The organism is Nitratireductor sp. GISD-1A_MAKvit (assembly GCF_040819555.1).
GTDB lineage: Bacteria > Pseudomonadota > Alphaproteobacteria > Rhizobiales > Rhizobiaceae > Nitratireductor.
In genome coordinates this window covers 2,220,951-2,245,121 of sequence record NZ_CP161920.1, presented here as the reverse complement: position 1 = coordinate 2,245,121, position 24,171 = coordinate 2,220,951, and the positions used below count along the sequence as shown (strand labels likewise).

At 59.8% G+C, this 24,171-nt stretch carries 24 protein-coding genes and 1 pseudogene; 7 read left to right on the top strand and 18 right to left on the bottom strand.

What is annotated here, in order from left to right; genetic code table 11:
* Positions 1-133 precede the first annotated feature (133 nt).
* Positions 134-2,935 (bottom strand): DNA gyrase subunit A, encoded by a 2,802-nt coding sequence (gene gyrA / locus AB2N04_RS11980; protein ID WP_367714699.1) that lies wholly within the window; start codon positions 2,933-2,935, stop codon positions 134-136.
* A 221-nt stretch (positions 2,936-3,156) separates the two neighbouring features.
* Between gyrA and AB2N04_RS11975 the strand changes: the two genes are divergently transcribed.
* Positions 3,157-3,786, top strand: a complete 630-nt coding sequence (locus AB2N04_RS11975; protein ID WP_367714698.1) for a MarC family protein — start codon at positions 3,157-3,159, stop codon at positions 3,784-3,786.
* A 99-nt stretch (positions 3,787-3,885) separates the two neighbouring features.
* Complete coding sequence (gene lexA, locus AB2N04_RS11970; RefSeq protein ID WP_367714697.1) at positions 3,886-4,605, top strand: transcriptional repressor LexA; 720 nt, start codon at positions 3,886-3,888, stop codon at positions 4,603-4,605.
* Positions 4,606-4,786: 181 nt separating this feature from the next.
* Here lexA and AB2N04_RS11965 read toward each other — a convergent pair whose 3' ends face one another.
* Positions 4,787-6,292 (bottom strand): NAD(P)H-hydrate dehydratase, encoded by a 1,506-nt coding sequence (locus AB2N04_RS11965; RefSeq protein ID WP_367714696.1) that lies wholly within the window; start codon positions 6,290-6,292, stop codon positions 4,787-4,789.
* 283 nt (positions 6,293-6,575) lie between these two features.
* Here AB2N04_RS11965 and AB2N04_RS11960 point away from each other — a divergent pair, with 283 nt between their 5' ends.
* Positions 6,576-6,914: a P-II family nitrogen regulator gene (locus AB2N04_RS11960; RefSeq protein WP_007009552.1), complete on the top strand. Its 339-nt coding sequence runs from the start codon at positions 6,576-6,578 to the stop codon at positions 6,912-6,914.
* Between the two features lie 72 nt (positions 6,915-6,986).
* Entirely contained in the window at positions 6,987-8,396 is a 1,410-nt protein-coding gene (gene glnA / locus AB2N04_RS11955; protein WP_367714695.1) for a type I glutamate--ammonia ligase, read from the top strand.
* Between the two features lie 53 nt (positions 8,397-8,449).
* Here glnA and AB2N04_RS11950 read toward each other — a convergent pair whose 3' ends face one another.
* A complete protein-coding gene (locus tag AB2N04_RS11950) occupies positions 8,450-9,112 on the bottom strand; it encodes a hypothetical protein (protein ID WP_367714694.1) in 663 nt (220 codons plus the stop codon).
* Positions 9,113-9,269: 157 nt separating this feature from the next.
* On the opposite strand from AB2N04_RS11950, the gene AB2N04_RS11945 reads away from it, so the two are divergent.
* The 3 genes from AB2N04_RS11945 (at position 9,270) to AB2N04_RS11935 (ending at position 11,886) form a co-directional block, all read left to right on the top strand.
* Positions 9,270-9,536 (top strand): DUF4212 domain-containing protein, encoded by a 267-nt coding sequence (locus AB2N04_RS11945; RefSeq protein WP_367714693.1) that lies wholly within the window; start codon positions 9,270-9,272, stop codon positions 9,534-9,536.
* A 12-nt stretch (positions 9,537-9,548) separates the two neighbouring features.
* Positions 9,549-11,360 (top strand): sodium:solute symporter family protein, encoded by a 1,812-nt coding sequence (locus AB2N04_RS11940; protein ID WP_367714692.1) that lies wholly within the window; start codon positions 9,549-9,551, stop codon positions 11,358-11,360.
* 166 nt (positions 11,361-11,526) lie between these two features.
* The gene (locus AB2N04_RS11935; RefSeq protein WP_367714691.1) at positions 11,527-11,886 is read left to right on the top strand and encodes a YggT family protein; all 360 of its coding nucleotides are present in this window, start codon (positions 11,527-11,529) and stop codon (positions 11,884-11,886) included.
* A 54-nt stretch (positions 11,887-11,940) separates the two neighbouring features.
* Here the strand turns inward: AB2N04_RS11935 and AB2N04_RS11930 are convergent, their stop codons facing one another.
* From AB2N04_RS11930 to rpsE, 15 genes and pseudogenes are all read right to left on the bottom strand, one after another.
* Positions 11,941-12,732: an ATP12 family chaperone protein gene (locus tag AB2N04_RS11930; protein ID WP_367714690.1), complete on the bottom strand. Its 792-nt coding sequence runs from the start codon at positions 12,730-12,732 to the stop codon at positions 11,941-11,943.
* Positions 12,733-12,764: 32 nt separating this feature from the next.
* A complete protein-coding gene (locus AB2N04_RS11925) occupies positions 12,765-13,691 on the bottom strand; it encodes a DMT family transporter (RefSeq protein ID WP_367714689.1) in 927 nt (308 codons plus the stop codon).
* Complete coding sequence (locus tag AB2N04_RS11920) at positions 13,688-14,674, bottom strand: RluA family pseudouridine synthase (RefSeq protein WP_367714688.1); 987 nt, start codon at positions 14,672-14,674, stop codon at positions 13,688-13,690. The genes AB2N04_RS11925 and AB2N04_RS11920 overlap by 4 nt, the downstream gene beginning before the upstream one ends.
* Before the next feature lie 26 nt (positions 14,675-14,700).
* On the bottom strand, positions 14,701-15,078 hold the full coding sequence (gene crcB / locus AB2N04_RS11915) for a fluoride efflux transporter CrcB (protein ID WP_367714687.1): 378 nt from the start codon (positions 15,076-15,078) through the stop codon (positions 14,701-14,703).
* A 46-nt stretch (positions 15,079-15,124) separates the two neighbouring features.
* Entirely contained in the window at positions 15,125-16,438 is a 1,314-nt protein-coding gene (locus AB2N04_RS11910) for a replication-associated recombination protein A (RefSeq protein ID WP_367714686.1), read from the bottom strand.
* 23 nt (positions 16,439-16,461) lie between these two features.
* Positions 16,462-17,955 carry a DegQ family serine endoprotease gene (locus AB2N04_RS11905; RefSeq protein WP_367714685.1) on the bottom strand — a complete coding sequence of 498 codons (1,494 nt, stop codon included), beginning with the start codon at positions 17,953-17,955 and terminating at the stop codon, positions 16,462-16,464.
* Positions 17,956-18,134: 179 nt separating this feature from the next.
* Complete coding sequence (rplQ, locus tag AB2N04_RS11900; protein ID WP_367714684.1) at positions 18,135-18,566, bottom strand: 50S ribosomal protein L17; 432 nt, start codon at positions 18,564-18,566, stop codon at positions 18,135-18,137.
* Between the two features lie 50 nt (positions 18,567-18,616).
* Positions 18,617-19,627, bottom strand: coding sequence for a DNA-directed RNA polymerase subunit alpha (locus AB2N04_RS11895; RefSeq protein WP_367714683.1), 1,011 nt, complete (start codon positions 19,625-19,627; stop codon positions 18,617-18,619).
* Positions 19,628-19,724: 97 nt separating this feature from the next.
* Complete coding sequence (gene rpsK / locus AB2N04_RS11890; RefSeq protein ID WP_007009537.1) at positions 19,725-20,114, bottom strand: 30S ribosomal protein S11; 390 nt, start codon at positions 20,112-20,114, stop codon at positions 19,725-19,727.
* 91 nt (positions 20,115-20,205) lie between these two features.
* Positions 20,206-20,574, bottom strand: a complete 369-nt coding sequence (rpsM, locus tag AB2N04_RS11885; protein ID WP_367714682.1) for a 30S ribosomal protein S13 — start codon at positions 20,572-20,574, stop codon at positions 20,206-20,208.
* Between the two features lie 203 nt (positions 20,575-20,777).
* On the bottom strand, positions 20,778-21,362 hold the full coding sequence (locus AB2N04_RS11880; protein ID WP_367714681.1) for an adenylate kinase: 585 nt from the start codon (positions 21,360-21,362) through the stop codon (positions 20,778-20,780).
* A complete protein-coding gene (gene secY / locus AB2N04_RS11875) occupies positions 21,359-22,699 on the bottom strand; it encodes a preprotein translocase subunit SecY (protein ID WP_367714680.1) in 1,341 nt (446 codons plus the stop codon). Before secY ends, AB2N04_RS11880 begins: the two co-directional genes overlap by 4 nt.
* A 133-nt stretch (positions 22,700-22,832) precedes the next feature.
* Positions 22,833-23,303 (bottom strand): 50S ribosomal protein L15, encoded by a 471-nt coding sequence (rplO, locus tag AB2N04_RS11870; RefSeq protein WP_367714679.1) that lies wholly within the window; start codon positions 23,301-23,303, stop codon positions 22,833-22,835.
* Between the two features lie 19 nt (positions 23,304-23,322).
* Entirely contained in the window at positions 23,323-23,523 is a 201-nt protein-coding gene (gene rpmD, locus AB2N04_RS11865; RefSeq protein WP_007009532.1) for a 50S ribosomal protein L30, read from the bottom strand.
* Between the two features lie 67 nt (positions 23,524-23,590).
* Positions 23,591-24,149: pseudogene (gene rpsE / locus AB2N04_RS11860) on the bottom strand (30S ribosomal protein S5).
* Positions 24,150-24,171 lie beyond the last annotated feature (22 nt).

Genomic DNA, 24,171 nt, shown 5'->3' with positions numbered 1-24,171 from the left:
CAGCCGCCATGACCATAGCCATGCTGATCGCCACCGCGATCGGCCCTCCACGAAGAGGCCAGCCGGGTCAAGCTTGAGAACCGCGTGCGCGGCTCTTCCTATCCCCGGCGCCGGTGATCGACGCTGCCACCGGTCATTCGGTGGCGTCGTCGCTGTTTTCCGGGGCCACCGCTGCTGCCTCTGCCGGCTCCTGCGAGCCCGCAATCTCTTCCTCTTCTTCTTCTTCCGCCTGCGTATCGGAAATCCGCTCCACGGAAACGACCTTCTCGCCCTTCGCCGTGTTGAAGATCGTGACCCCCTTTGTGGCACGGCTTGCAATGCGGATACCGTCGACCGGCACGCGAATCACCTGCCCCGCATTCGAGACGAGCATGATCTGATCCTCATGCTCGACCGGGAAGGCAGCAATAAGCGGACCGATCTCGTCTGTTTTTGCGACATCGGTGGCCCGAATGCCCTTTCCGCCGCGACCCGTCACACGGAAATCATAGCTGGATGAGCGCTTGCCATAGCCCAGTTCGCTGACGGTGAGCACCATCTGTTCGCGCGCCTTGAGCTCATCGAACCGCTCGACAGACAGGCTTTCCTCCTCACCGACATCCTCGTTGGTGAGAGCCACCTCTTCATCTTCACCGGAAACCTGACGCCGTTCCGCTGCGGCCTGTTTCAGATAGGCGGCACGCTCGGCGGGACTTGCATCGACATGCGCAAGAATGGCCATCGAGATGACCCGGTCCCCCTCGGCAAGGTTGATGCCACGCACGCCGATGGAGTTTCGTCCGGCAAAGACACGCACATCGGTCACGCAGAAGCGAATGCACTGGCCCGATGCTGCCGTGAGAAGAACGTCATCATCTTCCGTACAGGTGAAGACGCCAAGAATCTCGTCATTCGGGTCGTCCAGCTTCATGGCGATCTTGCCATTGCGGTTGACCTGCACGAAATCCGACAGCTTGTTGCGACGCACCGTCCCACGGGTCGTGGCAAACATCACGTCCAGCGCACCCCAGCTGTCCTCGTCCTCGGGAAGCGGCATGATCGTGGTAATGCTTTCGCCCTCTTCAAGCGGCAGCATGTTGCGCAGGAACTTGCCCACCGACTGTGGTGTTCCGATTGGCAGGCGCCAGACCTTTTCCTTGTAGACGATGCCACGTGAGGAAAAGAACAGGATCGGCGTGTGCGTGTTTGCGACGAACAGCCGGGTAACGAAATCCTCGTCCTTGGTCGACATGCCCGAACGGCCTTTGCCACCACGCGCCTGGGCACGGTAGATCGAAAGCGGTACGCGCTTGATGTAGCCCTTGCGCGTGACCGTGACCACCATGTCTTCGCGCTGGATCAGATCCTCGTCATCAAAATCGCCACCGCCTTCGGTGATTTCGGTCCGGCGCGGGGTGCCAAATTCTTCTCGCACGCCAATGAGCTCATCCTTGACGATCTGCTGAATACGGGCGCGCGATGACAGAATCTCGAGATAATTGCTGATTTCGGCGCCGATCTGGTTCAGTTCGTCGGCAATTTCATCACGACCAAGCGCCGTCAGGCGCTGCAGCCTGAGCTCCAGAATGGCGCGCGCCTGCTCCTCGGAAAGATTGTAGGTGCCATCCTCGTTGATGCGGTGGCGCGGATCATCGATCAGCAGGATCAACGCTTCCACATCGGCGGCCGGCCAGCGGCGCTCCATCAGCTGTTCACGTGCCGTCTGCGGGTCGGGCGCATGACGAATGAGCTTGATCACCTCATCGATATTGGCCACCGAAATCGCCAGTCCGACAAGCACATGGGCCCGGTCACGCGCCTTGCGCAGAAGATATTTCGTGCGTCGGCTCACCACCTCTTCGCGGAAATGCACAAAGGCCTTGAGCAGGTCGAGCAGATTCATCTGCTCGGGCTTGCCACCATTGAGGGCCACCATGTTGGCGCCAAAAGAGGTCTGCAGCGGCGTGAAACGATAAAGCTGGTTCAGAACCACATCGGCAACGGCGTCGCGCTTCAGTTCCACCACGACGCGGTAACCCTGCCGGTCGCTTTCATCACGAATGTCGGAAATGCCCTCAATGCGCTTGTCGCGCACCAGTTCGGCCATTTTTTCGATCATCGAGGCCTTGTTGACCTGATAGGGAATCTCCGTGATCACGATGGCCTCGCGATCATTGCGCGCCGGCTCGATGGCCACCTTGCCGCGCATCATGATCGAGCCACGGCCGGTCTCGTAAGCACTGCGGATGCCCGCACGTCCGAGGATCAGACCGCCGGTGGGGAAATCCGGGCCGGGAATGATGGCCTGCAATTCAGGGATCGTCATGGCCGGATTGTCGATCAGTGCGACACATCCATCGATTACCTCGGACAGATTGTGCGGCGGAATGTTGGTTGCCATGCCAACCGCGATACCGCCGGATCCGTTGACCAGAAGGTTCGGGTAGCGGGCCGGGAGCACCTTGGGCTCACGGCCGGAACCATCATATGTGTCCTGGAAATCGACGGTGTCCTTGTCGATATCCTCCAGAATTTCGTGCGCGCCCTTTGTGAGCCGTGACTCGGTATAGCGCATCGCTGCCGGCGGATCGCCATCGATGGAACCGAAATTGCCCTGACCATCGATCAGCGGAAGACGCATGGACCAGTGCTGGGCCATCCTAACCAGCGCGTCGTAAATGGCAGCATCGCCATGGGGGTGATATTTACCCATGACATCGGCGACGGGGCGCGCGGATTTCACATATTTGCGGTTCCAGTGATAGCCGCTCTCATGCGAGGCATAGAGTATGCGACGGTGGACGGGTTTCAAACCGTCGCGCGCATCAGGCAGCGCTCTGCTGACGATCACGCTCATCGCATAATCGAGATATGAACGCTGCATTTCCTCGACGATGGAAATCGGCTCGATATCGTCAGGATCGCGTGGTCCGTTCGGCGTCGTCTGGTCAGTCAAGTCGCGTCACAATCAAATTGAGGAATCACTGCGCTGTTATATATGACTCAGCGCCGATTCTCCAATTGAGCCCCACAAAACGGTGCCGGAAATCCAACGCGATTTCAGACGGATATCCATTGGCTGGGGATGGCTTCCTTGACAAATTGCCGCAGTCTGCGAGCGTTCCCGCATCTCGAAGGCGTTTTGCCAGCCTTCAAGCCCGACCAGAGAGAAACCACATGCCCGGCCACGATATCCTGTTCAACGCCTTCGTCACACTGCTTGTGACGGTTGACCCGCCCGGTCTGGCGCCGCTCTTTCTGGCTCTGACCGCCGGCATGAACCGCTCGGAACGCAATCAGGTCGCGGTAAGGGCCGCCATCATCGGATTTGCGGTCCTGGCCCTTTTCGGCCTCGCCGGCAGTGCCATTCTGGCCGTTTTCGGCATAACCCTGCCCGCGTTCCGCGTGGCCGGCGGGCTGCTTCTGTTTTTCATCGCTTTCGAAATGATCTTCGAACGGCGACAGGAGCGTCATGAGAAAAGCGCCGAGCGCGCAATCACCCGCGACATGATCCGCAACATTGCAGCTTTTCCCCTGGCGATACCGCTGATTGCCGGCCCCGGCGCGATCTCTGCCACGGTGCTGCTCTCGGGCTCGTTCAGTTCGATTTCCGGCATGCTGATGCTCCTGGGTATCCTGCTTGCCACCATTCTGATTACCTATGCGGTTTTCACGCTGGCAGAGCGGGTCGACCGTTTTCTGGGCGAAACGGGACGCTCCATTCTCACCCGATTGCTGGGTGTGATTCTGGCGGCACTGGCCGTCCAGTTCGTCGCCGATGGCGCAAAAGCGCTGTTTGCAGCCTGAGTGAGTTCTCGGGAGAGCATGCAGACGGGAGTTGCAGAACACAACTGGAACAGATAGAGTATGTTCTGGTTTTGTTTTAACTGATTCACGGTGGCAAACATGCTGACCCGCAAGCAGCACGAACTTCTTCTGTTCATTCATGAACGACTGAAGGAGAGCGGCATTCCCCCTTCCTTCGACGAAATGAAGGAAGCTCTGGATCTTGCTTCCAAGTCGGGGATCCATCGACTGATCACGGCGCTGGAGGAGCGCGGGTTCATCCGCCGCCTGCCGAACCGTGCCCGCGCGCTGGAAGTCGTTCGATTGCCCGATTCCATTGCACCGGGCCTGAATTCCGCGCCCCGCGGCTTTTCTCCGAGTGTCATTGAAGGCAGCCTCGGCAAAACGGCGGCGTCTCAACCCAAACCGGCCGCGAGCAATGACGACAGTCTTTCCGGCGTCGTTTCCGTTCCGGTCATGGGGCGCATTGCCGCCGGCGTCCCGATCGACGCCATCCAGCACCAGACACACTCCATCGCGGTTCCCCCGGACATGCTGAGTGGCGGCGATCATTATGCTCTTGAAGTTCGCGGCGATTCCATGATCGAAGCCGGCATCTTCGACGGAGACACGGTGATCATACGTGAAACGCAGACAGCCAACCCCGGGGAGATCGTGGTTGCGCTGGTGGATCAGGAGGAAGCGACACTAAAACGCTTCCGACGCAAGGGAGCGTCCATCGCGCTCGAAGCGGCAAATCCTGCCTATGAAACGCGAATTTTCGGCCCTGACCGGGTCAAGGTCCAGGGGCGTCTTGTCGGGTTGATGCGTCGTTACTGACCTCTTGCAGCGCGCCCGAACCCTGTCACCGCGGCCGAGCCGTGCTTTATTGCATGCATGATCCGGGGATTGGCACCCGCAGGCCAGCACAATGAGGGGCTCTTGCAACGCTAGGAGCTCAGCACCTGCCTCCGTGACCGCCCGGGGCGCGGAAGGCGACAGAACGCAGGCGGCGCGTGTTTTAGCCGGTCGGTTCGGGAAAGAGGTTCTTGAAAACCTGCGGCAGCTCTTCGGGAAGGTCTTCGGCAATCAGCCCCATGCCAAACAACCGCCCGGCCTCGGCATGAAGCCAGACTGCCGCACAGGCAGCTTCAAAGGCCGGCATTGCCTGCGCCATGAGACTGGCAGTGATCCCTGCCAGAACATCGCCCGAGCCAGCCGTGGCCAGATGGCTCACGCCATTTGAATTGATCACCGCCCGCCCGTCAGACGCAGCGACCACAGTGTCTGCCCCTTTCAACACAACCGTGGCGCCGGACCGTTCTGCCGCCTGCCGCGCGCGCTCGACCTTGGATCTGTCCAAAGCGTCCCCAAGATCGGGAAACAGGCGAAGAAACTCACCTTCATGCGGGGTCAGGACAGATTCGACCGCGGAGGCTTTCAGCATCGAGAAGAGTGTTTCGGGATCACCTGCAAATGCCGTGATCGCATCGGCATCCAGCACGAGCCCCTTGAGCCCCTCCACGTTCAGGAGCAGGCGACAGGCAAACTCCCGTGTTCGCTCACCCGTCCCCGCGCCCGGACCGAGGACCGCGGTCGCCGGCTTTCGCGTGCGACAGAAGTCCACCAGTTCATCCGCCGTCTCCCCCCTGGCCAACATGATCGATGTCAGGTGCATGGCATTGACCGGCAGCGCGCCGGCCGGAGAGAGCACGGTGACTGCCCCCGCCCCCGCGCGCGCTGCCCCACGGGCGGCCAGACGGGCGGCTCCGGTCGAGGCGGCACCACCGGATATGACAGCCACATGCCCGCGCGAATATTTATGCGCATCAACGCGTACACCGGGATAAAGCCTCTTCCAGACCGCCGGCCCGTTTTCCCAAAGCGAAATCCCCGCCTCGTCGATCACGGAGGCGTGAATGCCGATATCGGCAACCACAAGCTGGCCACAGAGCTGACGCCCGGGCAAAAGGAGATGCCCGGGCTTTCTGGCGACGAATGTAACGGTCAGCCTGGCTTCGAACGCCACTCCGAGCGGCTTGCCGGTGGCCCCGGAAACACCGGAAGGCAGGTCAATCGCAACCACCGGCAGCGCCGCAGCCCGAACAGCTTCGATCAAGCGTGCCTCCGCCCCCTCGACAGGCCTTGCCAGGCCCGCGCCAAACAGCGCATCCACCACAAGCCCATGGGCTTCCGCATCGAACCGGGAAAAGGGCACGGGAACCAAGGGGCACGCCTTGCGCGCCCTGGCGGCATCGCTGCCCTCCGGTGGAGCCTCATCGGCAAAGAGTGAAACCTCCAGACCGCGCTCGGCCAGAAGGCGCGCCACCACATATCCATCGCCACCATTGTTGCCCGGCCCGCAGACAATGCCAATCGGGCGGGAGGTCGGGAAGTGGGCAAGGATCTCTGCGACAACCGCCGCGCCCGCATTCTGCATCAGGGCATAACCATCGAGCGGACCCGACGCGATGGCACGCCGATCCAGATCGCTCATTTCTTCCGGAGTCAGAAGTTCAATACGCATTCAACATGCCGCTTTCTTCGGCGATCTGCACATTTTTTAGGCAACCATGTGAATGCAGTTGCTGCACTCCGGGGTTCCCTCTTGTCATCCTGAAGAGCTCGCCTAGCATGGCTGCGCCTGTGAAATGTCGCGCCTTCCTGCAACCGCGGCACAGAATGCAGCAACTGGCACGCTTCGTGCAAGGTACTCTGCGAGAGTTGGCATGTTTCGTGCTTGGACTGAACCGGAGCCACTTGGGGGCGCGGGCACCCCGTTCCTGAATTCATTTGGAGGCCACTGAGGCATGAAAAAGGTCGAAGCGATCATCAAACCCTTCAAGCTGGACGAAGTGAAGGAAGCCCTTCAGGAGATCGGCCTTCAGGGCATCACGGTTATCGAAGCGAAGGGTTTCGGGCGTCAGAAGGGGCACACGGAACTCTATCGCGGAGCGGAATATGTCGTTGATTTTCTCCCCAAGGTGAAAATTGAAGTCGTTCTTCCGGACGAAACCGTTGACGCGGCAATCGAGGCCATTCGCAAGGCGGCCCAGACGGGCCGGATCGGCGATGGCAAGATCTTCGTGACCAATGTGGAAGAGGTGATCCGCATCCGCACCGGCGAAACCGGGGCAGACGCGGTCTGATCGACCACCAATTTCTTTCCCCGAACGTTTCGGGGTTCAACAGGCAAGACAATCGCAAATAGGAAGGCGAATATGACCACTGCACAAGACCTCATGAAGCAGATCAAGGAAAACGACGTGAAGTTCGTCGACCTGCGCTTCACGGATCCCAAGGGCAAACTTCACCATGTAACGATGGATGTCTCCGCCGTGGACGAGGACATGTTTGCCGACGGCGTCATGTTCGACGGATCGTCCATCGCCGGCTGGAAAGCCATCAACGAGTCCGACATGGTTCTCATGCCGGAACCAGACACCGCCCACATGGACCCGTTTTTCGCCCAGTCCACGATGGCAGTTGTCTGCGACATTCTCGACCCGGTCTCGGGCGAGGCCTACAATCGCGATCCGCGCGGCACGGCCAAGAAGGCAGAGGCCTATCTGAAGTCCGAAGGCATCGGCGACACCGTCTATGTGGGTCCCGAGCCGGAATTCTTCATCTTCGACGACGTGAAGTACAAGGCCGATCCCTACAACACCGGGTTCAAGCTTGACTGCAGCGAGCTTCCGACCAATGACGATGCGGAATACGAAACCGGCAATCTGGGCCATCGCCCGCGCATGAAGGGCGGCTACTTCCCGGTCCCGCCGATCGACTCGGCGCAGGACATGCGCTCCGAAATGCTCACCGTTCTCTCCGAGATGGGTGTCATCGTCGAAAAGCACCACCATGAAGTTGGTGCCGCGCAGCACGAGCTGGGCATCAAGTTCGAAACGCTTCTGAAGAGCGCGGACAGCGTTCAGAAATTCAAGTATGGCGTTCATCAGGTTGCCAATGCCTATGGCAAAACCGCGACCTTCATGCCCAAGCCCGTCTATGGCGACAACGGGTCGGGCATGCATGTTCACCAGTCGATCTGGAAAGACGGAAAGCCGACCTTCGCCGGCAACGAATATGCGGGCCTGTCTGAAAACTGCCTTTACTATATCGGCGGCGTGATCAAGCATGCCAAGGCGATCAATGCCTTCACCAACCCGATCACCAATTCCTACAAGCGTCTGGTGCCCGGCTTCGAAGCGCCTGTCCTTCTCGCCTACTCGGCCCGCAACCGCTCGGCCTCCTGCCGCATCCCCTTCGGCTCCTCACCGAAGGCCAAGCGTGTCGAGGTCCGCTTCCCCGATCCGGGCGCGAACCCGTATCTTGCTTTCGCCGCGCTCCTGATGGCCGGTCTCGACGGCATCAAGAACAAGATCCACCCCGGCGAAGCCATGGACAAGGATCTCTACGACCTGCCGGCGAAAGAGCTGAAAAAGGTTCCCACCGTTTGCGGCTCGCTGCGCGAAGCTCTCATGAGCCTCGACAAGGATCGTGGTTTCCTCAAGGTTGGCGGCGTGTTCGACGACGACCAGATCGACGCCTATATCGAGTTGAAGATGGCAGAAGTGCTGCGCTATGAAATGACGCCGCATCCGGTCGAGTTCGAGATGTACTACTCGGTCTGACCGCAGATTGCCGATCGATCAGGGCCCCGTCTTCGGATGGGGCCTTTTTCTTTTCAGGCGGACGCCCCGCGCTCGCACCAGTGCCTCGCGAGCGCTGCCGGATCCGCGCGCTGCCGGAAGGAACGGGTGACTTCGCCAAAAGCGAACCGGATCGAGTTTTCAATGATTTCCCGGTCGTATTTTTTCAACTCGTCGGCGATCGGCGCCCATTTGTAGAGGGCCTGCGGGCTTTCCACGAAACAATCGAACCCGGCCCCAGCATTTTGCCAGTGCAGATCGCGGATGCGGGAGGCGAACCTGTCCCGCCACTTCCAGACCGTTTCCTCATCGGGAAGGTTTTCGCCATTGTGGGCCAGACCTGCTTCAAAACAGTGGTGTGCCAGCGCCGTGATCTCATCACGATCCATTCCCTCGCACGGGGCCACCCTGGCCACCGCATAAACGGTCAGGTCTGAAAGACAGGCGGCGAAAACATGCAGCTTCGCGATGTTGATGGACTCTACGAAGACATCATCTTCGAACATGGACGGGTATCGCGTGCCCATGCGGGCCTTCAGATAGCCGTAGAGCTTCTTCTGGGCGACGAAGGAGGATCGGGTGGCAACGAAGTCGCAGAGCGCCGGGATATCCTCGATCCTCCCCTTCTCCAGGCGCAGGCGGAAGCGGGCAGCCGCTTCGCGCACCAGAGACATCCCCCTCGACCAGGCAGCGCCCATCAGACAAGTCCTTTCGTCATACGACCAATGTCTCGATTTTCATTGATTTAAAGATGACCAATGCTTGAGAGATGCCATTGTGATTCCTAATCCCAAGAACTGCAATGGCGCTAGTTAACGACTTTCGTCGCTGACGTTTTTAGGGAGGAGGACAAAAATGTCCGCTAACAACGCAGATGATGTGCGGGATCGTTACTGGGCCAAGACAAGGAACCTGACCATCGTGGTTCTGGCCCTCTGGGCGTTCTTTGCACTTGTCGTTCCCGCCATGGTTACGACACTCAATCAATTCACCTTTCTGGGCTTTCCGTTTGGCTATTACATGATAGCCCAGGGTTCGTTATTGGCCTTCGTCATCATCATCTGGGCGCAGAACTGGCGCCAGGATGCGATCGATGACGAATTCGGCTTCGGCGAAGACTAGGGAGGAACCGGCATGGCTTTGATTCAGGGACGGTTCATCGACAATATCGGTCGGGTCTACGCCATCTACACCGGCGGTTTCGTTGCCTTCATTCTCTTGATGGCAATTCTGGAACAACTTGGCGTCGGTGCCGATACGATCGGAATTCTCTTCGTCGCCTTCACCATCGCGATCTACGCCTTGATCGGCTGGTTATCGCGCACCATGGAGGTGGACGCCTATTATGTGGCGGGACGGCAGGTCCCCGCCGTCTACAACGGTATGGCGACAGCGGCCGACTGGATGTCGGGCGCTTCTTTTGTTGCGCTCGCCGGCGGGGTCTATTTTGGCGGTTATGGCTATATGGCCTTCATCGTTGGCTGGACGGGCGGTTACCTTCTCGTCAACTCGCTGATGGCGCCCTATCTGCGCAAATTCGGCTGTTACACGGTGCCCGATTTCATTGGCACGCGATATGGAGGCAATCTGGCGCGTCTGTGCGCTGTTATCGTTCTGGTTGTTGCTTCGTTCACCTATGTGACGGCACAGATCAACGCGACCGGCACGATTGCCGCACGTGCGCTGCACATTCCTTTTTCGTGGGGTGTCTGGCTGGGTCTTCTGGGCATTCTTCTGTGCTCCATGCTGGGAGGAATGCGCGCGGTGACCTGGACGCAGGTGGCCCAGTACATCGTTCTCATCGTTGCCTATCTGGTCCCGGTGATCTGGATGTCGAATGTGCAGGGTTTTGGCATCATCCCGCACTTCACCTATGGTGAAGCAGCTTCCACCATGGCGCAGCTTGAAGCCCAGTACGGACTCAATCCGCCAGCCGAGGCCATCGCCGGCCTTTCCGTGCTCACCACGCCCCATACGGGCCCCGTGGGCGATTACGCGGAGTGGAAATTCATCACGCTGGCGTTATGCATGATGTGCGGCACGGCTTCCCTGCCCCACATCCTAATGCGCTACTTCACGACGCCGACCGTTCGTTCGGCACGCAAATCTGTCGCTTGGTCGCTGTTGTTCATCTTCCTGCTGTACTTCACCGCTCCGGCACTGGCGACACTCACCAAACTGCAACTGCTCGACCCCAACCTGCCAACGGCCATCATTGGCAAACCGTTCGAGGAAGTGGCGTCGCTCGCCTGGATCCAGAACTGGGCAAGTGTAGGCTTCCTGGCCATTTCAGACCAGAATGGCGACGGAATCCTGCAGCTGAACGAGTTCTTCATGCGACCGGACATCGTCGTCCTCGCCACGCCTGAAATCGCGGGACTGCCCTATGTGATCTCGGGCCTTGTCGCTGCCGGCGGCATGGCAGCAGCCATGTCCACCGCGGACGGCCTGCTTCTGGCGATCGCCAATGCGCTGAGCCACGATCTCTACTACAAGATGATCGATCCGAAAGCCGACACGGCGGTTCGGTTGATCGTTGCGCGCGTGTTGCTGTTCGGCATTGGTGCTCTGGGTGCCCTGATCGCCTCGCTGCAGCTTACCGGCATTCTGGGCGCGGTGGCATGGGCGTTCTGTTTCGCCTGTTCCGGCCTGTTCTTCCCGCTCGTTCTTGGCGTGTGGTGGAAACGGGCCAACCGACCGGGTGCAGTTGCCGGCATGGCGGCAGGTTTCATTTCAGGCGTCCTTTACCTCTACTATGTCTACACTGGCGGAACGCCGTGGTTCGGTCTTGACCATCTGCGTTTCGGAATTGTCGGCATGGCTGTCAGCCTGATTTCGATGGTCGTCGTCACTCTGCTGACACCGGCGCCCGATGAGGAAATCCAGCGCATGGTTGAAGAGACCCGCGTGCCCACAGGTCCGGCGATTCTTGCCGACAAGCACTGAGCTGCGCCAGCGCGGCCTGTGTGAAACGCTCATCGTTTCACACGAACAACCGCGTGGAAGATGTCATTGGATCGCTTCGCTGTTTCCATGAAATGGCGAAGCGGTTTAGGGTCTCACAAGCGGGGCGGAAAAGAACCGCCCCTCTTCACGTCCGGGGAGACTTTGCATGCAGGAAACACTGGCCGCCTTCCCAATCTGGGTGCTGGCGCTCGACTACGTTCTTGGCGTCATCATGTGGACGCTGATCGGACGCGCGGCCATGAACGTCTTCCTGCCGGAAGATTCCAGTTTTTTCTTCATGCGCTTCTTCGTGCGCGTGACGAACCCGATCCTCAAACTGTTCCGGCCGGTGACGCCGGGGTTTCTGCTCGAACCACTGGTGCCGATCTATGTGGCGTGGTTCTTCTTCATGATCCGGTTCTATCTCATGCCCTGGCTGCTCGGATACTCGGTCATGGGCATGCTTTCGTTCCCGCTTGAAAGCGAGATTTCAGCCGTTCTCTACCAGATGTTCTCAGGCAACTGAGCACCTTGGCAACTGAGCACCTTGGCAACCGGGCGGCAGGGCCGCTCAAACCCATCAATCGAGCGCGGCCAGAAGCTTTGCGGCAGCCATCATGTCGCGCTGGCGAAAAGCGCGGCGCTGCGCGGCCTCGCCATCCTCCCCCCACATCGAAATATTCCAGTCCTCGTCCACATGCGCAGCTGCCCACGCAGCCTCCGGTTCGAGGGCCCCGGCATCAACGGCAAGCGCGAGCAGCGCCGACCCCATCAACGAAGTCATCACATGCAGAGCCGCAAGCCGGAATGGCTCGCTTTTCTGACGCAGATAGGCGCTGACGGCAGCAATCGTCTCTCGGGGCTGCTCCACATGGATCACACCTTCGGCCAAGACGAAATGCGCACCCATGTGCGACTGCGCCCAGTCCAGAACCGGATCCCAGGCCTGAGCCTGCAAGGCAACCAGCCGCTCCGGCGTTTCTGCGCGGTAGCAGACCAGATCGCCCGTGGCATAGCGCAAAACGTCCTCCAGAACCGCCTGCGAGTGAACGGCCACACCGTCCACCGCCGTATTGACGAGGCGTGTGACCGGCATGGTGGCAGGATCGATATGCTCCCCCTGCGCCCCATATTCTTCCGCCACCAGGTGCGCCGTTGCCTCGTTAGGCAGAAGCACGGCATTCCCGCCTGGCGTTCGTACGGTTTTGCCGTCGAGTTGAACGGCAAAGCCCCCCTCCTCTCCAGCGCTTACCGAAACGTCCTTGTAGAAGCGTTTGGGCAATGGTTTGCGAATGGTGCTCTGCGCTCGGCGGATCGGGTCGAGCTCGGCAGGGGTCTTTCCGCTTTCAAGATCGTTCAGAAGGTCACGCATGGGTCTTCATATATGTTGTGTTTGTCATTTCGCTAGCCGGGAACGACACGACGCCGTGGCCGATTGACCACGGTCAGCCCAAGCGTGATCAGACAAAGAGCCAGAAGGATTTTGATGGTCAGGGGTTCGCCCAGAAGAAGGCCACCAGACAGCACCCCAAAGACCGGTGTCAGGAATGCAAAACTGGAAAGCCCCGATGCCGGGTAACGCCGCATCAGCCAGAACCAGACCAGATAGGTGAAGGAGACAACGAACACGGCCTGAAACACCAGTGCACCTGTTGCCAGAGCGCTCACCTCACGCAGCAGCGGCCCGCCGAACGGAAGGAAGGGCACAGTGAGCAAAGCAGAGACGGAAAGCTGATAGAGCAGCGTCTTCTCCGCTCCCACATCCGAGAGCCGGGACTGCTTGATGACGACAATCGTTGCCGCCCAGGCAATACCTGCGACAAGACACAGAACGTCGCCGAAAAGCGCGTCCGGCCCGGGCAGGCTGAGGCTGTCCGAGAAAACGAGCACAACGCCTGCGAATGCCAGAAGGAGCCCGCCGAATTTCAGGACCGACATCCTTTCGCCAAGGAAAAAGTGGCCACCGAGAAGAACCCAGAAAGGCATGGTGTTCAGCATCAGCGCTCCCCGAGCGGCGGATGTGTAGTCCAGCCCGAAAAACACGAGAATGAATTCAATCCCGAACAGAAGCCCCGCCAGAATGCCCGGCCAAAGCGTGGCGTCACGCTCGAACAGGCGAATGCCGCGATACTGGCACCAGAGGAAAACCAGCAGAGTAGCCACAGCCGAACGCAAGAACATGGACAGCATCGGATTGAAACCGATATTGGCCAGCTTGATGGCAACCTGATTGACACCCCACGTCAGTGTCAGTCCGATCATGATGACGGTCGCGAACGCGTCGATTGCATCACGCCGGCCCGAATTGGCACCGGCAGAGAGCGCCGTCATGCCCCCTCCTCCGCAGCCCCTTCGTCAAACCCCAGAAGGTTCCAGCTCTGGCGCATGTGGGGAGACAGCGGCGCCGTCACATCGATCTTGCCACCACCAGGGTTCGGAATGACGATGCGGCGCGCATGCAGGTGCAGGCGTTTCTGGATGCCGCCGGGAAACTCCCAGTTCTGATCCGCCTCGAAATATTTCGGGTCGCCAATGATCGGGCAGCCGATATGCGCTGCGTGCACCCGCAGCTGGTGCGTGCGGCCCGTGTAAGGCTCCATTTCCAGCCAGGAGAGCGCAGAACCAGCACGCTCCACCACACGATAGTTCGAGACAGCATGGTCTGAATCCGGCTCGCCATGCTTGACCACACGCATGCGGTCTCCGTCCGGGGTCTGCTCCTTGGCAAGCCATGTGGAGATGCGCGCTTCATCCCTGTTGGGCACGCCCTTGACGAGCGCCCAATAGGTCTTTTTCGTTTCCCGGGCGCGGAAAGCTTCAGCAAGCCGCATGGCCGCCTGACGGGTACGCGCCACCACAAGCACGCCCGACGTGTCGCGATCGAGGCGGTGCACCAGGCGCGGCTTTTCGCCCTTCTTGTTGCGCAGTGCCTCAAGCATTCCATCAACATGACGATTCACGCCCGATCCGCCCTGTACGGCCAGTCCGGCGGGCTTGTTGAAGACGAAGACCTTCGGGTCCTCGTAGAGCAGCATCTGCGAAAGCGCTTCGGCATCGCCGGTGTTGCGCAGGCTGTGGGCAGTGGCCTGGCCGTCGCCCTTGCGGTCGACGTCGAGCGGAGGCACACGCACCACCTGCCCCGGCTCAAGCCGGGTATCGGCCTTGGCGCGGCTGCCGCTCACGCGGATCTGGCCGGAGCGAAGGAGCTTTTGCAAATGGCCGAAACCGAGGCCCGGAAAATGCGCCTTGAACCAACGGTCAAGCCGCATCCCGCTCTCGTCCTTGTCCACTTTGATCTGCTGTACGCCAGCCATTTCACCTATCCATAAAAATCATCGCCTCAGGCGAAATGTCGAACCAGATAAAGCCCTGCGAACAACGCGGCGATCGCCCCGCAAACGCTGACGAGCACATAAGACGCAGCAAGAAGGCCTTCACCCCGTTCCCACAAGACGGCAACATCGAGCGAAAACGCCGAAAAGGTGGTGAACCCGCCGAGCAGTCCCGTAGCGATGAACAGCCGCAATTCCGGCGAAGCGCCTGCACGCCGTGAAAGCCACTCGACGAACACACCCATCAAGAAAGAGCCGACCAGATTGACCGTCAGCGTCCCCCAGGGAAAGGCAGCCCCGAGCATACGCATGGCGACGAGACCGGTCAGGTGTCTCAGGCTTGCGCCGATTGCCCCGCCGGCAGCAACGATCAGCAGATGGTTCATGCCGCCCTTTTCGCAGAAGCTGCGCAAAAATCAACAAGCCTCGCCATCAGGGCTCTCCCCGCTCCCGGCGCAGGCGCGCCCAATAGTCCAGCCGCTTGCGGATTTCGCGCTCGAATCCGCGCTCGGGTGGATCGTAATAGCGCCTTCGCCCCATCTCTTCGGGAAAGTAGTTTTGCCCCGAAAACGCATCCGGCTGGTCGTGATCATAGGCGTAGCCCGCCCCGTAGCCGGTCTCCTTCATGAGTTTCGTCGGCGCGTTGAGGATGTGTTTCGGCGGAAGCAGGGAGCCGTTGGCCTTTGCATCGGCAAAGGCCTGTTTGAACGCAGTATAAACCCCATTCGATTTCGGCGCCGTCGCCAGATAGACACAGGCCTGCGCAAGAGCGAGTTCGCCCTCCGGCGATCCGAGATACTCGTAGGCATCCTTGGCCGCATTGGCGATCACAAGAGCCTGCGGGTCGGCAAGGCCAATATCTTCCACAGCCATGCGCACCAGCCTGCGCCCGATATAAAGCGGCGTCTCACCCGCATCGAACATGCGGCACAGATAGTACAGCGCGGCGTCGGGATCTGATCCGCGCACGGATTTGTGCAAGGCGGAAATCAGATTGTAGTGCCCGTCCTGTCCCTTGTCATAGACCGGTGCCCGGCGCTGGGCGACACGCTGCAGCGCCTCGGCATCGAACACCTCGCCTTCACGGGCGGCACGCCACACTTCTTCGGCAAGTGTCAGCGAAGCACGGCCATCACCATCGGCCATGCGTACCAGAACCGCCCGCGCCTCCTCATCCAGCGGCAGAGGTTTTTCTTCCAGCGCTTCGGCGCGTTCGAGCAGGCGCGAGAGGCTTTCCGGCCCGAGCGTGTTGAAATTCAGCACACGGGCGCGCGACAGAAGAGCAGCGTTTAGCTCGAAGGACGGGTTCTCCGTTGTCGCGCCAACAAGCACGACAGTGCCGTCCTCCATCACCGGCAGAAAGGAATCCTGCTGCGAGCGGTTAAAGCGATGGATCTCGTCGACGAACAAAAGCGTCTGGCGTCCCTGACTGCGCCGGAGACGGGCCGCCTCGAACACTTTTTTCAAGTCGGCAACGCCTGAAAAGATGGCCGAGATCTGCTCGAAGGCCAGATCGGTTTCACCGGCCAGGAGCCGAGCGACGGTGGTTTTTCCGGTTCCGGGCGGACCCCAGAAGACAAGCGACCCGAGTGAGCGGCTGGCAATCATGCGGGTCAAAACACCGTCTGGCCCCGTCAAATGCTCCTGCCCCACGACATCTTCGAGCTTTTGCGGGCGCAGCCGATCGGCCAGCGGACGGTTCACACGCACGCCGTCCTCATCAGGATTGGCAAACAGATCACTCATCGGTCATTCATCAAACAGGCAACTCAGAAGCGCAAGCGCTGACGCAATATGCGGCCATCCCGCTCAACGGCAAAGGCCCAGCGGCGCGACGTATCACGGGCCACCACCTGCATTGTCTCCACGGCATCAATCTCGATTCCGTTGACCTCCCGGATAATGTCACCAGGGCGCAGGCCTATGCTGGCCGCAGGAGAACGCGGCTCGACCTCCAGGACGATAACACCCTTCCGGTTCAGCGGGAGTTTCAGACGCTGGGCAAGGCGCGGGTCCAGCGCGGCAATCGAAGCTCCGGCGAATGGACCTCTCCCGTCAAGCAGAACCGGGTCTGGCGCATCGGCATCGGAAAGCCGTTCCAGCTCGAAACCGAGTTCAAGCGTTTGACCGTCGCGCAAAACATCGATGGCACCCTTTTCGTCGAGTGGATGGGTGACAAGTCGGTACTCAAGTGCATCGGGATGTTGGATATCGGCACCATCCATGGCAACCACCACATCGCCGGGGCGCAGACCGGCGCGTTCGGCCGGACTGTCGGGCGCCACTTCGCGAACCAGCGCGCCGACGGGACGCTGCATGCCCAGTGCTTCGGCAATCTGTGCCGTTACTGGATCGAAGGACGCCCCAAAGAACGGCCGCTCAAAGGTCTCCGCACCGGAAAGCGCGGCATTCACCACCGCTCGCACCATATTGGCGGGAATGGCAAAACCGATGCCGATGGAGCCACCGCTGCGGCTGACAATGGCGGTGTTGATACCGATCACCTGCCCCCGCATGTCGATCAGCGCACCGCCGGAATTGCCCGGATTGATCGCCGCATCGGTCTGGATGAAGAACCCGAAATCGGACACACCCACATGGCTGCGCGCCAGCGCGGATACGATGCCGCTGGTTGTGGTCTGCCCGACACCGAAGGGATTGCCAATGGCAAGCACGAGATCGCCGACTTCGAGATTGTCGGAATCGCCCAATCCCACAGCGGGAAAGGCTTCATCGCTGGTGATTTTCAGAACCGCTAGATCGAGCGCCTTGTCCTTCAACAGGATCTCGCTCTCGAACTCACGTCCGTCCGCCAAGGCCACCTTCACCTCATCGGCATCGCTGATGACGTGATTGTTCGTCACGATCACACCGCTCGGGTCGACAAGCACACCCGAGCCGAGGGAAGAGCGTACGCGAGGCGGCATCTGCGGACGACCAAAGAACTGTTCGAAAAAGGGGTCGCCCATGAAGGGTGAGCGAACCTGCACCGTGGAAGAGGCATAAACATTCACCACGGCAGGCGACGTCTCCTCGACCAATGGCGCAAAGGACAGCTGGATATCGGATTGTCCGAACGGCACGCGACGCTCCACAGCGTCCTGCTGAGGGACCGCAAGCGTCCCGTTTTCATCCGTACCCAGCAGGTCGGAAAGAAATCCGCGCAGGGTACCGCTGTCATCCTGCTGAGCGTGAACGGAAGCCGTCAGAACAGTACCGGTTAAAGAAGCAACAAGTACGACGCTTAGGAAAACAGAACGCATCCGCATATGCCTGGCCCCTATCCGTTTTGAGAAAATGCAAATGATCGTGCACCAACGCTGCATGCTTGTCTCAGAGCATTGTGCACATTGAAAGGCCCAAGCCGGACAAGAACAGGATTTTGGCAACAAAAAAGGGGCCGCAAAGCCCCTTTTTCAAGAACGTTCAAGGCAAGCCGGAATTACGCGGCTTCCGCCTCTTCATTGCCGCCCTCGGCTTCGAGGCGCGCACGGTCGGCCGCGCCCTTTGCTTCCACGTCGCGATCAACGAACTCGATGACGGCCATCGGTGCATTGTCGCCATGGCGGAAGCCCGCCTTCATGATGCGGGTGTAACCACCATTGCGCTCTGCATAACGTGGAGCGATCGCGTCGAACAGGCGCTTGACGAGGCTCTCGTCGCGGATCGCCGAAATCGCCTGACGGCGGGCGTGGAGATCACCACGCTTGCCGAGCGTCACCAGTTTTTCCACGATCGGGCGAAGTTCCTTCGCCTTGGGCAGAGTGGTGACGATCTGTTCATGTTCGATCAGCGAAGCCGCCATGTTGGCAAAGAGCGCCTTGCGATGGCTTGCCGTCCTGTTCAGCTTGCGGCCGGATTTTCCGTGACGCATGGCCTTTCTCCTTCAATCCCCGTCGCCCGAACATAGCGGGCTCTACGGGCCTAGTATTGGTCTTCGTAGCGCTTGGCGAGTTCTTCGATGTTTTCCGGCGGCCAGTCCTCGACATCCATGCCGAGGTGAAGGCCCATCGAAGCCAGCACTTCCTTGATTTCGTTGAGCGACTTGCGGCCAAAGTTCGGCGTGCGCAGCATCTCGGCTTCCGTCTTCTGGATCAAGTCGCCGATGTAAACGATGTTGTCGTTCTTCAGGCAGTTTGCAGAGCGCACCGAAAGCTCCAGCTCGTCCACCTTCTTGAGAAGCGCCGGGTTGAAAGCAAGCTCGGCCACCTGTTCGGCAGGCTGCTCTTTCTGCGGCTCTTCGAAGTTGACGAAGAGTGCAAGCTGATCCTGCAGGATGCGCGCTGCAAATGCGACGGCATCCTCGCCGGTTACCGAACCATTGGTCTCGATGGTCATGGTCAGCTTGTCATAATCAAGAACCTGGCCCTCACGGGTGTTCTCAACCTTGTAGGAGACCTTCTTGACCGGCGAGTAGAGGCTGTCGACGGGGATCAGACCGATCGGCGCATCTTCTGCACGGTTACGGTCTGCCGGCACATAGCCCTTGCCGTTGTCGACGGTGAATTCCATGCGGATTTCTGCCCCCTCGTCCAGCGTGCAGAGCACGTGATCGGGGTTGAGAACCTCCACGTCGCCAACGGTCTGGATATCACCAGCCGTTACGGTGCCGGGTCCCTGCTTGCGCACAACCATGCGCTTGGGGCCCTCGCCTTCCATGGAGAGCGCGATCTCCTTGATGTTCAGGACGATGTCCGTCACATCTTCACGCACGCCGGGGATGGACGAGAATTCGTGCAGCACACCGTCAATCTGCACTGCGGTCACAGCCGCACCGCGCAGCGACGAAAGCAGCACGCGCCGGAGCGCATTGCCGAGCGTCAGACCAAAGCCACGCTCAAGCGGCTCGGCCACCAGGGTGGTGACGGTGCGCCCCTTGGACGAAAACTCGACCTTGTTCGGCTTGATAAGCTCTTGCCAGTTTTTCTGGATCATTCCGGGTTCCTTCCGTTACCCCGCCACCATCCAATCGTGACGGGCGATCTGGAAAACCACAGAGGAGCGCCGAAGCGCTCTTGTGGCAAAACTCTTATTAGACGCGGCGCTTCTTGCGCGGACGGCAACCATTGTGCGGGATCGGCGTCACATCGCGAATGGACGTGATGGTGAAGCCGGCAGCCTGCAGCGCGCGAAGCGCGGATTCACGACCCGAACCGGGACCGGAAACCTCTACCTCAAGCGTGCGCATGCCATGTTCGGCAGCCTTGCGTGCGCAATCCTCGGCGGCAACCTGGGCAGCAAACGGGGTCGATTTGCGCGAACCCTTGAAACCCTGTGCGCCTGCAGACGACCAGGCGATCGCATTGCCCTGTGCATCCGTGATGGTGATCATCGTGTTGTTGAAGCTCGAATTGACGTGAGCAACACCCGACGAGATATTCTTACGTTCGCGACGCCGAACGCGTGCGGCTTCCTTGGCCATAATCTTCCTTTCAGTCGATCTCTACACCGCCGTAACACCAGCGGCTCCACCTGAGAAAAGCCGCGCTCCAAAAAAGCGCGGCCAACCCAAATTACTTCTTCTTGCCGGCGATCGCCTTGGCAGGGCCCTTGCGGGTGCGCGCATTGGTGTGCGTGCGCTGACCGCGGACCGGAAGCGAACGACGGTGACGCAGGCCGCGGTAGCAGCCCAGATCCATCAGACGCTTGATGTTCATAGAAACTTCGCGGCGAAGATCACCCTCAACGCGCAGGTCACGGTCGATCGTCTCGCGGATGGCGAGGATCTCGGCATCGGTAAGCTCGCTGACGCGACGCTCAAGCGGAATGTTGACCTGCTTGACGATGTTCCCGGCGGTCTTCGGACCGATACCGTGAATATACTGAAGCGCGATCACGACGCGCTTGTTGGTCGGAATGTTGACGCCTGCAATACGGGCCATCTTCTTCTCCATGTGAGCCGGTGATCCGGCGCTGCGTTTGCCCGCGTCCGGTGGAGGCCGGCCCTTGCGGGAAGGAAACTCTCTCTGCAAAACAATTTAGCCGAGCCATTTGGCCCGACTAACGACTCGTTCGATCAGGAGACTGGCTGGCATTACTGGATATGCGCCTGATAGTCAAGCGATCCCGAATGCCGGATGTCTCGTCAGAGCGCGGCGAGCACCCGCTCGATCTCTGCGGTGACCTCATCGATGGAATTCATGCCATCGACACGCTTCAGGAAGCCCTTGGCGTGATAGTAGCCGATTAACGCTGCGGTCTTCTTGTAATACTCGCGCAGGCGCTCGTCGAACACCTCGGCATTGTCATCCTTGCGCGGTGTCTGACCGGCCGCAACCGCATCGCGCGCGCGTTTCTCAATGCGCCCAACCAGGGCCGTGTCATCGACCACAAGCTCAATTGTCGCATCAAGCTTGACACCACGCTCGGCCAGCATGGCCTCGACAGCGTCGGCCTGAGCAAGAGTGCGTGGATATCCATCGAGGATAAAGCCGTTTGCACAATCTGGCTGGTCGATGCGTTCTGCGACGATTGCATTCACGATTTCATCGGACACCAGCTCTCCAGCATCCATCACCGCTTTTGCGCGTTTGCCAACCTCGGTTCCGGCAGCAACAGCCGCTCTCAGCATGTCTCCGGTGGAGAGCTGCGGTACACCGTGCTTCTCGACCAGCCGCTGGGCCTGCGTGCCCTTGCCCGCTCCCGGCGGTCCAAGAAGTATAAGCCTCATCGTCCCCTCTTACCCCCACGCAATTTGGATTTCTTGATCAGTCCCTCATACTGGTGGGCAATGAGGTGGCCCTGCATCTGAGCAACCGTATCCAGCGTGACGCTCACCACGATCAGCAGCGAAGTGCCGCCAAGGTAGAAGGGAACGCCCGTCGCCGAAATCAGGAACTCGGGCAGAAGACAGATCAAAACAAGATAGATGGCGCCAACGACCGTAATGCGGGTCAGCACGTAATCGATGTATTCGGCCGTCCGCTCACCGGGACGATAGCCGGGAATAAAACCTGAGTGCTTCTTGAGCTGATCAGCCGTATCCTTCGGATTGAACACGATCGCCGTATAAAAGAATGCAAAGAATGCAATCAGCGCGGCGTAAAGGATCATGAACAGTGGCTGACCATGCCCAAGCGAAGCAAGCATCGTCGATGCCCAGCCGGGAAGCTGCGTTGTGTCGGAAAAACCCGCCACGGTGGCCGGAAGCAGCAACAGCGAGGAAGCGAAGATCGGCGGAATGACACCAGCCGTGTTCAGCTTGAGCGGCAGGTGCGATGTGTCGCCCTGGAACATGCGGTTGCCGACCTGACGCTTCGGATACTGGATCAGAAGCCGACGCTGAGCACGCTCGAAGAACACAATCACGCCAATCACGGCAACCACCAGAACAATGATCGCAAGGATCAGACCCGTGGACAGGGCGCCAGTGCGACCCAGCTCCAGAGTGCCACCAATGGCCGAAGGAAGACCAGCCACAATGCCGGAGAAGATGATCAGCGAAATACCGTTGCCGATGCCGCGAGCGGTGATCTGCTCACCCAGCCACATCAGGAACATGGTGCCGCCAACAAGCGTGATCACGGCTGAAATCCGGAAGAACCAGCCCGGATCGGCAACGATATTCGCGCCGCCCTCCAGCCCGACGGCGATGCCGTAGGCCTGAACCGTCGCCAGAATGACCGTGCCATAACGGGTGTATTGATTGATGACCTTACGCCCCTGCTCTCCTTCCTTCTTCAGCTGCTCAAGCGAGGGAACAACCGAAGTCATGAGCTGCATGATGATGGAGGCCGAGATGTAGGGCATGATGCCAAGGGCAAAAATCGCCATGCGCTCGACAGCGCCACCGGCAAACATGTTGAACATGCCCAACACGCCGCCCGATTGCTGCTGGAACGCCTGCGCAAAGGCTTCGGGATTGATCCCCGGCATCGGGATGTATGTGCCAAGCCGATAAACGAGCAGTGCGCCAAGCGTAAACCAGATGCGCTTCTTGAGATCCTCAGCCTTGGCGAAGGCCGCGAAGTTGAGGTTTGACGCAAGCTGTTCCGCTGCCGATGCCATGAAGAATTCTCCGCTTCGTCACGCGCTGATGAAATCAATATGCGACTCAAGCGCATGTTGCCGAAAACCCGAAATAGGTTTTCACAAGCATAGATGCAAGCGGCGGACTGTCGCCCGCCGCCTGTCAATCGGATTATTCAGCCGCCGCTTCCGGCAACTTGACCGATCCGCCGGCCTTCTCGATCTTCTCGATGGCTGCCTTGGAAGCGCCGGCAACCTCGAGTGTCACCTTGGACTTCAGCTCACCATCGCTGAGAACGCGTACACCATCCCGTGCGCGACGAACAACGCCTGCAGCAATCAGAGCGGCAACGTCGATGACGGCCTTTTCGTCAAGCTTCTTGGCATCGATCGCGGCCTGGATGCGGCCAACGGAGACTTCGTTGAAGTCCTTGCCGAAAATGTTCTTGAAACCGCGCTTGGGAAGGCGGCGGTAGAGTGGCATCTGACCACCCTCGAAGCCATTGATCGAAACGCCGGAGCGCGACTTCTGGCCCTTTACGCCACGACCGCCGGTCTTGCCGGTGCCCGAGCCGATGCCGCGACCAACACGCTTGCGCGATTTGGTGGCGCCTTCCTTGTCCCTGAGTTCGTTGAGTTTCATCATGTCTCTCCTGGGATCCTCAGGCCTCGTCCACTACGCGGACGAGATGCTGCACGGACGCAATCATGCCACGCACGGAGGGGGTGTCCTCGAGCGTGGAGCGACGGTGCATCTTGTTCAAACCAAGGCCGATCAGCGTCTGACGCTGGCTGGCCGGGCGGCGAATGGGGCTGCCGATCTGCTCAACGGTGACCGTCTTGCCCTTCTTCTTCTCTGCCATCTTCATCAATCCTTGCAAACCTGGGCGATCCAGGCCCATCCAATGATGGACCGATCAGCCGTGATCCTTATTCCTCGCCGCCTGCGGCAGCGCCACGGCGTGCCTGAAGCGTGGAATATTTAATGCCGCGCTGAGCAGCAACGTCCTTGGGATGCAACTGATGCTTCAGGGCATCGAAGGTCGCGCGAACCATGTTGTAGGGGTTCGAGGAGCCCAGCGACTTGGCAACCACGTCCTGAACGCCCAGCGTCTCGAAAACGGCGCGCATCGGACCACCGGCGATGATACCGGTACCGGGCTTTGCAGCACGCAGGAACACGCGGCCCGCGCCGTGGCGGCCTGCAACATCGTGATGGAGCGTACGTCCACCGCGCAGCGGCACAAACACCATGTCGCGCTTGGCACTCTCGGTGGCTTTGCGGATAGCTTCCGGCACCTCACGCGCCTTGCCATGACCGAAGCCAACGCGGCCCCTTCTGATCGCCAACCACCACGAGTGCGGCGAAGCCGAAACGACGACCACCCTTCACCACTTTGGCGACGCGATTGATATGTACAAGCTTGTCGACGAACTCGCTGTCGCGTTCATCACGATCGCGACGGTCGTCCCTACGTCCTTGTGCCATTGCCCTTTTCCTTGTTCTTTTC